Genomic DNA, 12,430 nt, shown 5'->3' on the forward strand with positions numbered 1-12,430 from the left:
GCGACCGGCCCGGATCAGGTCAGATGGAGGCCGCACCGTCGACCACGATGACCTGGCCGTTGATGTTGGTGTGCGCGCGCAGCAGCATCCGCACCACCGGCACCACCTCGGCCGGCTCGGTCAGGTGCCCGGTCGGGGTACGACGGACGATCTGGTCGAGCTGGGTGCTGCCCAGCACGGCGGACATCTCGGAGGCGAAGAAGCCGGGGGCGACGGCGTTGACCAGCATCCGGCCACCCAACTCCCGGGCCAGCGACCGGGTGGCGGCGTCCATCCCACCCTTGGTCGCCGAGTACGCCACCAGGCCGGGGAAGCCGCGCTGCGCGCAGATCGAAGTGACGTTCACGATCCGCCCGCGCCGGCCCTGACCGAGCATCCGCCGGATCACCAGGCGGGTGAGCTGCAACGGCGCGGTCAGGTTGGTCTCGACGATCCGGGCGATGTCGCCGGTGGCGGTGTGCACGTGCAGCGAGTCCTGCCCGACGGCGGCGTTGTTGACCAGGCCGTCGATCGGGCCGAGCCGCTCCTCGACCGCCCGGACGAAGGTCTGCGCGGCGGGCAGGTCGGTGACGTCGACCGCGCCGGCGTGCACCCGGTCGGGGTGCTCGGCGGCCAGCTTCTCCAGTTCCGGGGTGACGGTACGGGCGAAGGCGGCCACCCGGCACCCGGCGTCGAGCAGGTCGGTGACGATTTCCAGGCCCAGGCCCCGGGAACCCCCGGAGACGAGCACGACGGTGCTGGGTGGGACGAGCGTCGGGTCAGACATCGCTCTTCAGCGTCTCCTTGACGGGGATCTCGGTCAGCGTGCGGATGCGGCGGGGCACCGCGTAGTCGGGGAGCCGGTCGGCGCACCAGCGCACCAGCGCGGCCTCGTCCGGCGGCGGGGCGGCCGGGTCGGTGGTGGGGGTGGGCACCACCTCGGCGACCACCATCCGGCCGAGCATCGGCGCACGGCGGCCGGTGACCCGGGCCCAGGCCACCCCGGGGTGGGCGGTGAGCACGCCCCGGACCAGCCCGGCGGAGACCTTGCTCCCGCCGACGTTGATCTCGTCGGAGTCGAGCCGCCCGGTGATGAGCACCCGGTCGTCCACCACCTGCACCCGGTCGCCGGTGCGCACCGGGCCGTCGAGCCCGGCCCCGTGGTACGGCGAGGTGACCACCAGCTCCTCGTCGCGCACCGACAGGGTGGGCCGGCCGGGGATCGCCCGGTCCAGCCACTCGACCGGGAAGCCGGCCCGCCCGTCGTGCACCACGATGGACGCCCCCACCTCGGAGGAGGCGTAGATCCAGGAGATCCGGGCGGCCGGGAAGAGGTCGCGGAGCTGGTCGAGGACGGCCTGGTCGACCGGCTCGCCGCCGAGGGTGAGCTGGCGCAGCGGCACCCGGGCCAACGCCTCGGAGTCGCGGTGCAGGGTGCGCCGCCAGAAGGTGGGGGTGCCGGAGGCGGCGTCCACCCGGTGCGCGGCGGCCACGGTTGGCCAGTCGTCCAGCTCGTCCGGGTCGACCACCACGAGGTGCTGGCCGGGCTGGGTGAGCGACAGGGTGACCACCTGCCACCAGGCGTACGTGCCGGGGGCGTACGGGCAGAGCCAGGTCCGCTCCGGCTGGGCGCCGCGCACGGTGGTCAGCGAGTCGAGGCTGTGCCCGACCCGCTTGGGCCGGCCGGTGGAGCCGGAGGTGAGCAGCCAGAGCCGGCCGGGCTCCGGGGCCCGCCGGACGGCCGGCGGGGTGGTCTCCGGCACACCGGCGGCGAGCACGGTGACCGCGAAGCCGGCCGCCGCCAGTTCGTCCCGCATCGGCGCGTCGACCCGGCCGGGGCCGGCGATCAGCAGCTCGACGCCGCGCTCGGCGTGCTGCCGGGCGGCGGCGAGGGCGTCGGCCGAGGTGGCGGCGAGGACCGCGGCGGGCGTCGGCAGGGCGGGTGCCGCCAGCTCGCGCCAGCTACCGGCCACCCCGGCGACGACGACCCGGTTGGCCAACCCGGCCGGCGAGGTCGCGACGGTCACTGCCGCTGGAGTGCGGCGAGGAAGTCGAGGACGTCCCCGACGGTGGCGATCCGGCGCAGCCCGGGGGCGTCGAAGTTGAGCTCCTCCCCCGTGGCGTCCTCCACCCGCAGGGCCAGCTCGGAGAAGTCCAGCGACCGGAAGCCGATCTCCCGCAGGTCGGCGGAGTCGTCGTCCGGGAGGACCTTGTCCTGGTTCTTCAGCACCTGGGCCATGAGGTCGCGGATCTGCGCGCGACTCAATTCGTTCATGCGCCGGAGTGTACAGCCCGACAATTGCGTTCCCCATTTACCGGGTAGGGTCCCGCGGCAGGCCACCCGGGTCGCGGAAAGAGGGAAAAGTGCTGCGCGAGGCGACGACGGACGACGTTAACCTGATGTTGTCCTGGCGTAATCAGGAAACCAACCGGCAGGTCAGCAAGACCAGTCACGAGATCACCGCCGCGGAGCACGCGGCGTGGTGGTCGCGGGTCCGCACCGACCCCACCCGCCAGGTCCTGGTGTACGTCCACGACGGGCTGCCCTCCGGCGTGGTCACCTTCTTCGACCTGGGCCTGGCCGGCCCGCGCACCGGCTCCTGGGGCTTCTACTTGGACGCCGACGGCCTGGCCGACCGGGGTGCCACGCTGCCCGCCTGGCTGGCCGTCATGCGGGCGGCGGTGGACCACGCCTTCGACACCCTGGAGCTGGACCGGCTCGACGGCGAGGTGCTGGCGCACAACACCGTCGTACGGCAGATGAACCGCCGCTTCCGGTTCGTCGAGGGGACGCCGCGACAGCAGGTGCACGACGGGCGGGAAATCACCGTGATCCCGATTTCGCTGGCCCGGGAGAACCGTCGCCGCCGCTGATTTCGACAATCGTCCGACGACCATTAACCGGTCGGCCATCCGACGTTCACCCCGGTCCGGCCGGAAATGGGTTCAGGCCCGCCGCCAGGCGGCCCAGTGCTGCTCCGGGTTGCCGCCCAGGCGGACGAAGCCGTACCGGGTGCCGTCCCAGTCGTCCGGCTCGCCGGGGGCCCACCGGACGAGGACGACGTCGGCGTCGGCGGGGGGCTTCTCGACGAACCACCGCACGTCGGTCCAGGTGACCTGGTGACTGAGGTTGAACCGCAGGACGTACTGCACGCCGAGCGAGGCCCAGACCCGGTCACCGGGGCGTACCCCGAGGTCGGCGACGCGGGGGGTCGGCGCGGTCGCCGCGACCATCGGCCGGACCAGCCGGTCGGTGATCACCTGCATGGTGCCGAGGTTCACCACCACCAGCGCGGCGAGCGCCGGCACCCGCAGCCGGGGCAGCCGGACGGCGGCGACCAGCAGCAGGCAGCCGGCCACCCCGACGGCCGCGCCGGTGAACGGACGGAACTCCTGCCAGCCGCCGGTCAGCGCCATCAGGTCCGGCGCGCCGAAGCCGCCGTAGCGCAGCTCGTGGCCCCGGCCGGCCACCCAGGCCAGCCGGACGGCGATCAGCGTCGCGCCGGCCAGCAGCAGCGCCACCGCCACCGCCGCCCGACGCCACCGCACCCCGTACGCCGCGGTGAGCAGCACCCCCACCCCGACGAGCAGCCAGAACGGGGCGAGCATCTGCACGTACCGGCCGTAGATCGCGTCCAGCGGCTTGCTGGTGATGCCGGCCAGGATGACCGCCGCCCCGCCGGCCACCCCGACGCTGGTCACCAGCGCGACGCCGAGCGTCCAGCGGGTCTCGGCACCCCCGGGCACCCCGTGCGCACCGGCGGCCCCGTCGGCCGCTCCGTCCGCGCCGGCCCCGCCCGGCGCGTCGGCACCGGAGGCCACCCGGGCCGGGTCGGTACGGAACAGCGCCCGGACGGCCGCCGCCCAGGCGACACCGGCCAACCCGAAGGTGATGACCACCAGGTACCAGAGCTGGGTGACCACCGCCGCGCCGACCCGCAGCAGTCCCGGGCCGGAGGCGACGGCCCGCGCGGTGCCCCCGTCCGGTGGATCGCCCAGCAGGTAGACCCGGTCGCCGAGCAGTCGGATGACGGCCTCGTTGAGCAGCGCCAGGGCGAGCACCGGCAGGACCGCGGCGAGCACCTGGGCCGGTGTCACCCGGCGGCGCAGGAACAGCAGCAGCACCAGCCCGGCGTGCACCGCCACGATCACCAGCCCCCGGGAGTGCAGCAGGTGGAACACCCCGACCAGGGCGCCGGCCCCGGCGGCGGCGAGCGGGCCGGGCCGGCGTACCCAGCGGTGCACGGCGAGCAGCCAGGCCAGCGCCAGCGGCGCCAGCACCGCGTCGATCATCGCCACGCCGGCGTAGAAGACGGTGGCCGGCAGGGTCGCCGCCACCGCGGCGGCGGCCAGGGCGTACGCCCGGCGCAGCCGCAGCAGCCGGCGGCCCAGCAGGTACGCCAGCGGCAACACCGTCGCGTTCACCGCCGCGTTGATCAACTGGACCAGGCGGTAGCTGTCGGCGAAGTCCCGGTCGCCGAGGAAGGCCGGGGAGATCAGCAACGGGTAGCCGACCCGTCGCAGCGGCCCGTTCTCGCTGCTGAAGCCGCCCGGTCCGGCGGCCAGCGCGCGGGCGGTGTTGAGGTAGCTGTCCTCGTCGGTGTGCGCGATCGGCAGCGGGATGTGCCGGGACAGCCACATCCGCCAGCCGACGCCCAGCAGCCAGCCCGCCGCCAGCAGCGCCGGGACCAGCCAGCGGCGCGACCCCGGGGTCGCCGGCCGCCCGGTCGGGTCGACGCCCCGTCGCCTCACGTCCGTGCCGGACGCCATCGTCGCCTCCTGCTCGTTGGTGCCCCGCCGTCGTGACGTCCGGCGGGACGGGTGTCCGGCGCGGGCCCGCGCCGGGCCACTGTAGTCAGCGCCGTCCCCGCTGGTCGGCCGACGCGGGTGGGGGTCGGAAGTGTTCGCCTGCCGGGTGTCCGGCATTCACGGGACCAGCGCGGTCGGTTAACCCGGGGGCGTCGGCCCGTTAACCCGCCGTGGTTAGCGTCCGTCCGGTCGCGTGGCCCCGAGCCGCCGGCGCACAACCACGATCTGGGGAGCACCAAATTGAGTGAGTTGAATGGATCCTCCATTCTGATCACCGGCGGGACGGGGTCCTTCGGGAAGACCTTCCTCCGGCACGTCCTCACCGAGGCCGACCCGGCCCGGGTGGTGGTGTTCTCCCGCGACGAACTCAAGCAGTACGAGCTGCGCCAGCAGCTCGGCGACGACCCCCGGCTGCGCTGGTTCATCGGCGACATCCGGGACCGGCACCGGCTGACCCGGGCGATGCACGGCGTGGACCACGTGGTGCACGCCGCCGCCCTCAAGCAGGTGGACACCGCCGAGTACAACCCGTCGGAGTTCATCGCCACCAACATCACCGGCTCACAGCACGTGGTGGACGCGGCGATCGAGGCCGGCGTACGGAAGGTCATCGCCCTCTCCACCGACAAGGCGTCCAGCCCGATCAACCTGTACGGCGCCACCAAGCTCGTCGGCGACAAGCTCTTCGTCTCGGCGAACCACTACGCCGCCCAGCACCCCACCCGCTTCGCCGTGGTCCGCTACGGCAACGTGGTGGGCAGCCGTGGCTCGGTGGTGCCGCTGTTCCGCCGGCTGGCCGCCGAGGGGAAGAGCCTGCCGATCACCGACAAGCGGATGACCCGGTTCTGGATCACCCTGGACCAGGCCGTCCAGTTCGTCCTGGACTCGTTCGACCAGATGCAGGGCGGCGAGCTGTTCGTGCCGCGGATCCCCAGCATGCGCATCCTCGACCTGGTCGAGGCGGTCGCCCCGGCGGCCACCACCCACGAGATCGGCATCCGTCCCGGCGAGAAGCTGCACGAGGAGATGATCGCCCCGGACGACAGCCGCCGGACGTTGCGCGGCCGGGACCGGTTCATCGTCCAGCCGACCATCGCCACCTGGGGCTACCAGCCGCCGGTCGGCTGCGAGCCGGTGCCGGACGGGTTCGCCTACCAGTCGGACACCAACGACGAGTGGTTGAGCGTGCCGCAGCTACGCGACATGCTCGGCATCACCGCGTGATGGCGATGCTCCCGTACGGGCGGCAGTCGGTCACCGAGGACGACGTCGACGCCGTGGTCGCCGCGCTGCGCAGCGACTGGCTCACCACCGGACCGCAGGTCGACGGCTTCGAGGCGGACCTGGCCCGGTGGACCGGCGGGGCCGGCTGCGCCGCGGTCTCCAACGGCACCGCCGCGCTGCACGTGGCGTACGCGGCGGCCGGGGTGGGACCCGGCGACGAGGTGGTCGTCCCCCCGATGACGTTCGTGGCGACCGCCAGCAGCGCGGTCGCCCTCGGCGCGAAGATCGTGTTCGCCGACGTCGAGGAGGAGACGTACACCCTCGACCCGGCGGCGGTGGCCGCCGCGACCACCGCCCGGACGAAGGTGGTCGCCGCCGTCGACTACGCCGGCCACCCGGCCGACTACGACGCGCTGCGTACCGCCCTGACCGGCAGCGACGCGCTGCTGCTCGCCGACGCGGCGCACTCGATCGGCGCCAGCTACCGGGGCCGGCCGGTCGGGTCGCTGGCCGACCTGACCACCTTCTCGTTCTTCCCCACCAAGAACCTGACCACCGCCGAGGGCGGCGCGGTCGCCGCCGGCGACCCCGAGCTGCTGAAGCGGGCCCGCCGGTTCCGCAACATCGGGCTGGTCCGCGAGCGCGACGAGCTGCGCTGGCCGGACGAGGGCGGCTGGCACCAGGAGGTGCACTCCTTCGGGCTGAACTACCGGCTGCCGGACGTGCTCTGCGCGTTGGGCCGCAGCCAGCTCCGCCGGCTCGGCGACTTCCTCGCCGCCCGCGCCCGGCTGGTCGCCCGCTACGACGAGGCGCTGGCCGGCCTGGACGGGGTGCGTGTCCCGGGCCGCCGGTCGTGGGCCGCCCCCGCCTGGCACCTCTACCCGATCCGGGTGCTCGACGACCGCCGCCGCGAGGTGTACGACCGGATGCGCGCCGCCGGCATCGGCGTCCAGGTCAACTACATCCCGGTGCACTGGCACCCGGCCTTCGCCGACCTCGGCTACCGGCGCGGGTCCTGCCCGGTGGCCGAGTCGTTCTACGGTCAGCAGCTCTCGCTGCCGCTGTACCCGGGCCTCACCGACGCCGACCAGGACCGGGTGATCGACGCGCTCGGCGCGGCGCTGCGCGGCGTCACGGCACGTACCGCCGCCTGACCCGGGGGTAACCGATGCACCACGCGAACCACTTCTACGGGCACGCCCACGTGCTGGCCCGCTACTGCGGGCTGGGCGACGGCCACCCGCCCCGGATCAACGGGTACGTCCAGCACGGCTGGAACATCGGCGACGGCCTGGCCCCCGGCCACCCGTACGCCGAACGCACCCCCAGCCTGCTCTGGTCCGAGCAGACCCGGCGGCGGGCCTGGTCGGTGGGTCGGCGCAACGTGGTGGTCACCGGCGCGCCCTTCGCCTACCTGCTCGACCTGCGCGCCGACGACCCGCCGGAGACCGAGCGGGAGGGCACCATCTGGTACCCCTTCCACGGCTGGGAGGGCCAGCACGTCAAGGGCGACCACAAGGAGCTGATCGCCCGGATCCGGGACACCGAGCCCGGCCCGGTCACCGTCTGCCTCTACTGGCACGAGTACGGGATGCGCCGGGTGCGGCGGCTCTACGAGAACGCCGGGTTCCGGGTGATCTGCCACGGCTACCGGGGCCACTGGTGGAAGGACACCGACCCGCTCTTCCTGGACAAGCAGCTCACCGAGCTGCGCCGGCACGCCCGGGTGGCGTCCAACCGGCTGACCAGCGCGATCTTCTACGGCATCGCCGCCGGCTGCGAACCCGCCGTCTACGGCGACCCGATGATCCTGTCCAAGGAGGATCCCACCTTCGGCGGCACCGCCCGGATCCGGCGCCAGTGGCCGGAGCTGCACGGCGAGTCGGTGCACCTGCCGACCGCCGTCGGGATCGCCCGTGCCGAACTGGGCACCGACCACCGCTGTACGCCGGCCGAGCTGCGCGAGCTGCTCGGCTGGGCGCACCCCGCAGGAGGAACGAGTTGACCACTGGAACCGCCCCCAGCGTCGCACTGCCCGGCGGGGAGATGCTGGCCTGGTCCGACCTGCCCGCGCAGCGGCTGGCCGACGGCGGGCCGCTGGGCGCGCTGGCCGCCCGGGTCGTACCGGCCGGGGCACGGGTCCTGCTGGCCGGCCCGCACGACCCGGCGCTGCTGGACCGGCTCGCCCACGCCGAGGTGACCTGCCTGCTGCGCAGCCACCCCGACGCGGTGACGCTGGCCGACCGGGGCGCCCGGGTGGTCGTCGGCGGGCCGGCCGGGCTCGACCCGGACGACACCTTCGACGTGGTGGTGGCCGGCGCCGGACTGGACGCCGTCGAGTCGGTGGAGGGCGTCCGGCTGGGCTGGACCGGGGTGCTGGACCGGTTGGCCGCCGCCCTGCGCCCCGGCGGCACGCTGCTGCTGCGGCTGGACAACCCGCTCGGCGTGACCCGCCTGGTCGCCACCGACCCGTGGTACGCCGACCGCGCCGACGCGGCCTGGACGATCGGCGGGGTGCTGGACGCCGCCCGCCCGGCCAACCCGGACCGGCTGCGCGACCGGCTCGCCGAGGCGGGACTGACGGCCGGCACCTGCTACGCCGCGTACCCCGATCCGGCCGCCGCGACGGCGCTGGTCAGCACCGACGCGCTGGACCGGTCGCCCACCTCGGGGCTGCTCGACGCGGTGCTGCACGGCGCCTGCGCGGGTGGCTTCGCCGGTACGACGGTGCTCCAGGACCCGGCCCGGCTGGCGGTGGACGCGCTGCACGCCGGCCTCGGCGCGGCGCTGGCCCCCGGCTGGCTGGTGCTGGCCCGCCGGACCGGGGCCGACGGCCTCCGGCCGGTGGACGACGCCGATCCGACGGGACCGCTGCCGGTGGTGCTCGTGCAGACCGGGCCGCCCGGGGTGGGCGTGGCCGAGGTGCGCGACGGGCTGGACGGCTGGCGCTGGGCCGGCACCACCGGCGCGTCCGCCCGGCCCCGGCCGGCGCCCTTCGCGAGCCGGGAAGCCGCCTACCGGGATCCGGACGCCCTCGCCGGGCCGGTCCCCCCGGGCCGGCTGCTGCGCACCCTGCTGCTGGACGGCTGTCTCCGCCGCGACCTGGACGCCCTGCGCGGGCTGCTGCGCGGCTACGCCGGTTGGCTCGCGGGGCAGGCCGGCCCGGACGGGCGGCTCACCGGCGCGGCGGCGCTGGCCGACACCGACAACGTGGTGGTCGACGGCGACGCCTTCGCGGTGCTCGATCCGAGCTGGCAGGCCGCCGAGCCGCTCACCGTCGAGGTGGCGCTGGCCCGCGGGTTGTGGCGGTTCGCCGCCGCCCTGCTCACCGGCGGGTACGCCCACCCGTGGCCGTCCACCCTGGACGTCGCCGGGCTGACCGTGGTGCTCGGCGGCGTCGCCGGGCACGACCTGGACCGGGCCACCGTCGGCGCGGCGGTCGAGGCCGAGGCGGCGGTCAGCGCCGCGCTGCGTGGGCTGGACGCCGAGGGCCGGGTCGCCCTCGCCACCGAACTGCGCGCGGTCGCCCCGACCGACCCGCCCGCCGGGCCACGCAGCTACCAGAGCCTGCGCGAGGCGTGGGTACGCCAGCGGGAGGAGCTGACCCGGCTCGCCGCGCTGCTGAAGTGGACCGAGGAGCTGCTCACCTCGCGGGAACGCGCGCTGCGCCGTGCCGACGCGACGATCAACCTGCTCAGCGGCTCGCTCAGCTACCGGGTCGGCCGGCTGGCCATCACCCCCGCCCGGCTGGCGAAGCGCGGTGCCCGGGCGGCCAAGCGCCGGGCCCGTGAGGCGTTGACCCCGAAGCAGGAGGAGCAGCAGTGACCCGGATCGTCGGCGTCGTCCAGGCCCGGATGGGGTCGTCCCGGCTGCCCGGCAAGGTGCTCCGCCCGCTGGCCGGGCGCAGCGTGCTCGGCCGGGTGGTGCGGGCCGCCCAGGACAGCGGCGTCCTCGCCGACCTGGTCGTCGCCACCAGCACCGACCCGGTCGACGACGCGGTGGTGGCCGAGTGCGACCGGCTGGGCGTGCCCGCCCACCGGGGCCCGGTCGACGACGTGCTGAGCCGGTTCGTGGGCGCGCTCGACGCCCACCCCGGCGAGGCGGTGATGCGGTTCACCGCCGACTGCCCGCTGCTCGACCCGGAGATCGTCACGCTGGTCGCATCGGTGTACCGGGCGGTGCCGGGGCTCGACTACGCCAGCACCTCGATCGCCCGTACCCTGCCCCGGGGGCTGGACGTGGAGATCATCCGGGCGGACGCGCTGCGCACCCTGGACCGGCTCGCCACCGACCACCACCGGGTGCACGTCACCTCGTACGCGTACACCCACCCGGAGCTGTTCCGGGTGCTCGGGGTGACCCTCACCCCGGACCGGTCGGCGCTGCGGCTCACCCTCGACACCGAACCGGACTGGGCGCTGGTCAGCGCGGTCGTCGACCACTTCGGTGACGTCAGCGTGCCGCTGGCCAAGCTCGCCGACTGGCTGGACGGCCAGGCCGGGCTGCGCGCCCTCAACTCCTCGGTACGCCAGAAGCGGCTGGAGGAGTCCTGAACCCGCCACCCGCCGGCGACGCGCCCCGGATCGGGCTGCGCTGCGACGCCGGCCCCCGACGCGGCGTCGGCCACCTGGTCCGCTGCCTGGCCCTCGGCGAGGAGTTCCTGGCCCGGGGCGCCCGGGTCGAGCTGTTCGGCACGGTCGAGCAGGTCGGCTGGGCCGCCGGGCAGCTCGCCGCCCGGGGTATCCCGCTGCACCCCGGCCCGGACACCCCGGACGGGCTGGTCGAGGCGGCCCGCCGGCACCGGCTGGACGCGCTGGTGCTCGACTCGTACGAGCTGGACCCGGCCGGGGCGGGCGCGCTGCGGGCGGCCGGCGTGGTCACCCTCGCCATCGTCGACGGCGACACCCGGGGCCAGGACGCCGACCTGCACCTGGACCAGAACTTCGGCGCGGACACTCCGACGGTCGACGGCGGGCCGGCTCCCGGCCCGGTCGGCGCGGAGCACCCGGCGGGTTCCGGGGATCCGGGCGGGTCCCTCGACGCGGGCGGTGGACGGCTGCTCGCCGGCACCCGGTACGCGCTGCTGCGGGATTCGGTGATCACCGCCCGGCCGGCCGCCCCGAGAGTGGCCACGCCGACCGGCCGGCCCCGGGTGCTGGCCTTCTTCGGCGGCACCGACGCGGTCGGCGCGGCCCCGGTGCTGACCCGGGTGCTGCTGGCCACCGGCCACCCGATGGACCTGACCGTGGTCGTCGCCCGGCCGGAGATCGAGGCCGAGCTGGCGGAGCTGAACCCGGGACGGGGGCAGTCGCTGCGCCTCGTCCCGCCGACCGACACGCTGCCCGCGCTGATCGACGCGGCCGACCTGGTGGTCAGCGCCGCCGGCACCTCCACCTGGGAACTGTGCTGCCTGGGGGTGCCGGCCGCGCTGGTCTGCGTGGTGGACAACCAGCGCGAGTCGTACCGGCGGGTGGTGGCCCACGGGCTCGCCGCCGGGCTGGGCGAACTGTCGGAGCTGGTCGCGCCGGGGCTGGCCGGCCGGTCGGCCCGGGCGGGCGCCGCCCGGACCCTGCGCACGCTGCTCGCCTCCCCGCACCGACGGGCCGGGCTCGCCGCGCGGGCCTGGGCCACCGTCGACGGGCACGGCCGGGCCCGGGTGGCGGACGCCGTCCTCACCCTGATCGGCGATCGTACGCGTGTACTAAATCCCTGATAGGGTGGGCGGCATGACGCAGGCCGCCTACCAGCCGTCGATGCTCGACCTCGCCGACGCCGGCCCGGCGCTGGCCCCGCTGACCGGGCTGCGCCGGCACCGGCTCACCCGGGGCGCCTGGGTGGACCACCTGCCCGGCTGGGTGCGCGGCTCCGACGCGGTCCTCGACACCCTGCTCGCCGAGGTGCCCTGGCGGGCCGAGCGCCGCACCATGTACGACACCGAGGTCGACGTCCCCCGCCTGCTCTGCTGGTACGGCGACGGCCGTCCACTGCCGCACCCGCTGCTCGCCGACGCCCGCGCGTCGCTGACCCGCCACTACGCGGCCGAGCTGGGCGAGCCGTTCGTCACCGCCGGCATGTGCCTCTACCGCGACGGGCGGGACAGCGTCGCCTGGCACGGCGACACCCTCGGCCGCTCCGCGCACACCGACACCATGGTGGCGATCGTGTCCTTCGGCTCCCCCCGCCCCCTGCTGCTGCGGCCCCGTGGCGGCGGCGACCCGTTGCGGTTCCCCCTCGGGCACGGTGACCTGGTGGTGATGGGCGGCTCCTGCCAGCGCACCTGGGAGCACGCCGTCCCCAAGACCACCCGCCCGGTCGGCCCCCGGGTCAGCGTCCAGTTCCGTCCCACCGGCGTCGCCTGACCCCCGTCCGGGTGTGGCGTGCTAGAAACAACTCCCAGGGTCGGTCACGTCCCCGTCAG

12 protein-coding genes are annotated in these 12,430 nt (G+C 75.2%); 8 read left to right on the plus strand and 4 right to left on the minus strand.

All coding sequences use genetic code 11. The features are described from left to right. Positions 1-19: 19 nt before the first annotated feature. Genes ACIQG9_RS17310 through ACIQG9_RS17320 form a run of 3 tightly spaced genes read right to left on the minus strand, consistent with a single transcriptional unit; the run spans position 20 to position 2,254 of the window. Entirely contained in the window at positions 20-766 is a 747-nt protein-coding gene (locus ACIQG9_RS17310; protein ID WP_400403139.1) for an SDR family NAD(P)-dependent oxidoreductase, read from the minus strand. Beyond that, positions 759-2,006, minus strand: a complete 1,248-nt coding sequence (locus ACIQG9_RS17315; protein WP_400403141.1) for an AMP-binding protein — start codon at positions 2,004-2,006, stop codon at positions 759-761. The genes ACIQG9_RS17310 and ACIQG9_RS17315 overlap by 8 nt, the downstream gene beginning before the upstream one ends. Continuing rightward, positions 2,003-2,254, minus strand: coding sequence for a phosphopantetheine-binding protein (locus ACIQG9_RS17320; RefSeq protein ID WP_400403144.1), 252 nt, complete (start codon positions 2,252-2,254; stop codon positions 2,003-2,005). Before ACIQG9_RS17320 ends, ACIQG9_RS17315 begins: the two co-directional genes overlap by 4 nt. An 89-nt stretch (positions 2,255-2,343) precedes the next feature. On the opposite strand from ACIQG9_RS17320, the gene ACIQG9_RS17325 reads away from it, so the two are divergent. Then, positions 2,344-2,853 (plus strand): GNAT family N-acetyltransferase, encoded by a 510-nt coding sequence (locus ACIQG9_RS17325; RefSeq protein WP_400403146.1) that lies wholly within the window; start codon positions 2,344-2,346, stop codon positions 2,851-2,853. Between the two features lie 72 nt (positions 2,854-2,925). Here the strand turns inward: ACIQG9_RS17325 and ACIQG9_RS17330 are convergent, their stop codons facing one another. After that, a complete protein-coding gene (locus ACIQG9_RS17330; RefSeq protein WP_400403149.1) occupies positions 2,926-4,749 on the minus strand; it encodes a hypothetical protein in 1,824 nt (607 codons plus the stop codon). A gap of 279 nt (positions 4,750-5,028) precedes the next feature. Here ACIQG9_RS17330 and pseB point away from each other — a divergent pair, with 279 nt between their 5' ends. Genes pseB through ACIQG9_RS17365 form a run of 7 tightly spaced genes read left to right on the plus strand, consistent with a single transcriptional unit; the run spans position 5,029 to position 12,371 of the window. After that, the gene (pseB, locus tag ACIQG9_RS17335) at positions 5,029-6,012 is read left to right on the plus strand and encodes a UDP-N-acetylglucosamine 4,6-dehydratase (inverting) (protein WP_400403152.1); all 984 of its coding nucleotides are present in this window, start codon (positions 5,029-5,031) and stop codon (positions 6,010-6,012) included. Next, on the plus strand, positions 6,009-7,166 hold the full coding sequence (locus tag ACIQG9_RS17340; protein ID WP_400403154.1) for a DegT/DnrJ/EryC1/StrS family aminotransferase: 1,158 nt from the start codon (positions 6,009-6,011) through the stop codon (positions 7,164-7,166). The genes pseB and ACIQG9_RS17340 overlap by 4 nt, the downstream gene beginning before the upstream one ends. Before the next feature lie 14 nt (positions 7,167-7,180). Then, entirely contained in the window at positions 7,181-8,017 is an 837-nt protein-coding gene (locus ACIQG9_RS17345; RefSeq protein ID WP_400403156.1) for a hypothetical protein, read from the plus strand. Further along, positions 8,014-9,837 carry a class I SAM-dependent methyltransferase gene (locus tag ACIQG9_RS17350; protein WP_400403158.1) on the plus strand — a complete coding sequence of 608 codons (1,824 nt, stop codon included), beginning with the start codon at positions 8,014-8,016 and terminating at the stop codon, positions 9,835-9,837. The genes ACIQG9_RS17345 and ACIQG9_RS17350 overlap by 4 nt, the downstream gene beginning before the upstream one ends. Next, positions 9,834-10,565: a cytidylyltransferase domain-containing protein gene (locus tag ACIQG9_RS17355; RefSeq protein WP_400403160.1), complete on the plus strand. Its 732-nt coding sequence runs from the start codon at positions 9,834-9,836 to the stop codon at positions 10,563-10,565. The genes ACIQG9_RS17350 and ACIQG9_RS17355 overlap by 4 nt, the downstream gene beginning before the upstream one ends. Continuing rightward, positions 10,562-11,725 carry a PseG/SpsG family protein gene (locus tag ACIQG9_RS17360; protein WP_400403236.1) on the plus strand — a complete coding sequence of 388 codons (1,164 nt, stop codon included), beginning with the start codon at positions 10,562-10,564 and terminating at the stop codon, positions 11,723-11,725. Before ACIQG9_RS17355 ends, ACIQG9_RS17360 begins: the two co-directional genes overlap by 4 nt. A 13-nt stretch (positions 11,726-11,738) precedes the next feature. Continuing rightward, positions 11,739-12,371 (plus strand): alpha-ketoglutarate-dependent dioxygenase AlkB, encoded by a 633-nt coding sequence (locus tag ACIQG9_RS17365; RefSeq protein WP_400403162.1) that lies wholly within the window; start codon positions 11,739-11,741, stop codon positions 12,369-12,371. Positions 12,372-12,430: the final 59 nt, after the last annotated feature.

The sequence above is a fragment of the Micromonospora sp. NPDC092111 genome (assembly GCF_044755745.1).
Classification (GTDB): domain Bacteria; phylum Actinomycetota; class Actinomycetes; order Mycobacteriales; family Micromonosporaceae; genus Micromonospora.